Source organism: Pseudomonas sp. Sample_10, assembly GCF_004321495.1.
In the GTDB taxonomy this organism is placed as follows: Bacteria; Pseudomonadota; Gammaproteobacteria; order Pseudomonadales; family Pseudomonadaceae; genus Aquipseudomonas.
Genome location: NZ_RCOE01000104.1, coordinates 1 through 1,423, shown reverse-complemented (window position 1 = coordinate 1,423; position 1,423 = coordinate 1). Strand labels below are relative to the sequence as shown.

Below are 1,423 nucleotides of genomic sequence, written 5' to 3'. Positions count from 1 at the left end.
TGGTCGCGGCGTGGATCAGTGCCGAAACCGGGGTAGGGCCGGCCATCGCATCCGCGAGCCAGGTTTGCAGCGGCAGTTGCGCCGATTTACCGACAGCACCGCCGAGCAGCATCAGGGTTGCCAGAACGATCCAGAAGTCGCCGACCTTGAAGTGCTCCGGCGCACGTACCAGCAGTTCCTGGACGTTCAACGTGCCCAGTTGCTGGAACAGGATGAACAGGCCGATGGCCATGAACACGTCGCCGATGCGGGTGACGATGAAAGCTTTGAGTGCGGCGTTACCGTTGTTGCGGTTGCTGTAGTAGAAACCGATCAACAGGTACGAGCACAGGCCCACGCCTTCCCAGCCGAAGTACACGAACAGCAGGTTATCGGCCAGGACCAGGAACAGCATGCTGGCGATAAACAGGTTGGTGTAGGCGAAGAAGCGCGAGTAACCGGCTTCACCGCGCATGTACCAGGATGCGAACAGGTGGATCAGGAAGCCGACGCCGACAACCACGCCGAGCATGGTCACGGACAGGCCGTCCAGATACAGCGCGAAGTTCGGCGTGAAGCCTTCCACCGCCATCCACTGCCACAACACCTGGGTGTAGTGGCCGCCTTCTGGCGGGGCGATGTTGAATTGCCAGATCACGTAGGCGGTAACGATTGCCGACAGACCGATGGAACCCACGCCGATCAGCGCGGCCAGGTTTTCCGAGAGGCGTCCACGGGAGAACGACAGCAGCAGAAAACCAATGAGAGGGAATACGAAAGTCAGAAAGAGTAGGTTCATCCGCGCATCTCACTGGCAGCGTCGATATCGAGCGTGTGGAAGCGGCGATACAGTTGCAACAGGATCGCCAGGCCAATACTGGCCTCGGCGGCTGCCAGGCTGATCACCAGGATGAACATGATCTGTCCATCCGGCTGCGCCCAGCGGCTACCGGCAACGATGAACGCCAGTGCAGAGGCGTTCATCATCACTTCAAGACTCATCAACACGAACAAAATGTTGCGACGGACCATCAGGCCGACCAGGCCGAGGCAGAACAGGATGCCGGCGACCGCCAGACCATGCTCCATGGGGATAGCAGGCATCGTCATTGCTCCTTGGCTTCGTTGCGGCCCAAGTGGAACGCCGTGACGGCTGCGGCGAGCAGCAGCATCGAGGCGAGTTCGACCACCAGCAGATACGGGCCGAACAGGCTGATGCCCACGGCTTTCGCATCTACGGTGGTGTGGCCGATGGCCTGGCCGCTCTGGTGAGCGAACAGCACATACAGCAGTTCGGCCAGCAGCAGCGCGGCAAGAATCACCGGTCCGGCCCAGATGCCGGGCTTGAGCCAGGAGCGTTCCTGCTGCACCGAGGCGGGACCGAGGTTGAGCATCATCACCACGAACACGAACAGCACCATGATGGCGCCGGCGTAGGCGATCA

At 60.9% G+C, this 1,423-nt stretch carries 3 protein-coding genes; all 3 read right to left on the bottom strand.

Annotation, left to right across the window (positions count from 1 at the left end; genetic code table 11):
- A partial coding sequence (locus D8U18_RS09310; protein ID WP_277752471.1) for a proton-conducting transporter membrane subunit occupies window positions 1-778 on the bottom strand: 778 nt, incomplete at its 3' end.
- Window positions 775-1,083: an NADH-quinone oxidoreductase subunit NuoK gene (gene nuoK / locus D8U18_RS09305; RefSeq protein ID WP_007946416.1), complete on the bottom strand. Its 309-nt coding sequence runs from the start codon at window positions 1,081-1,083 to the stop codon at window positions 775-777. The genes nuoK and D8U18_RS09310, both read right to left, overlap by 4 nt.
- Before the next feature lie 2 nt (window positions 1,084-1,085).
- The coding region (gene nuoJ / locus D8U18_RS09300) for an NADH-quinone oxidoreductase subunit J (protein ID WP_131107488.1) at window positions 1,086-1,423 on the bottom strand (338 nt) is incomplete at its 5' end.

What these genes read in the sequence shown, in the direction of transcription:
- nuoK (WP_007946416.1), bottom strand. Translation starts at nt 1,083, where the DNA reads ATGCCTGCTATCCCCATGGAGCATGGTCTGGCGGTCGCCGGCATCCTG.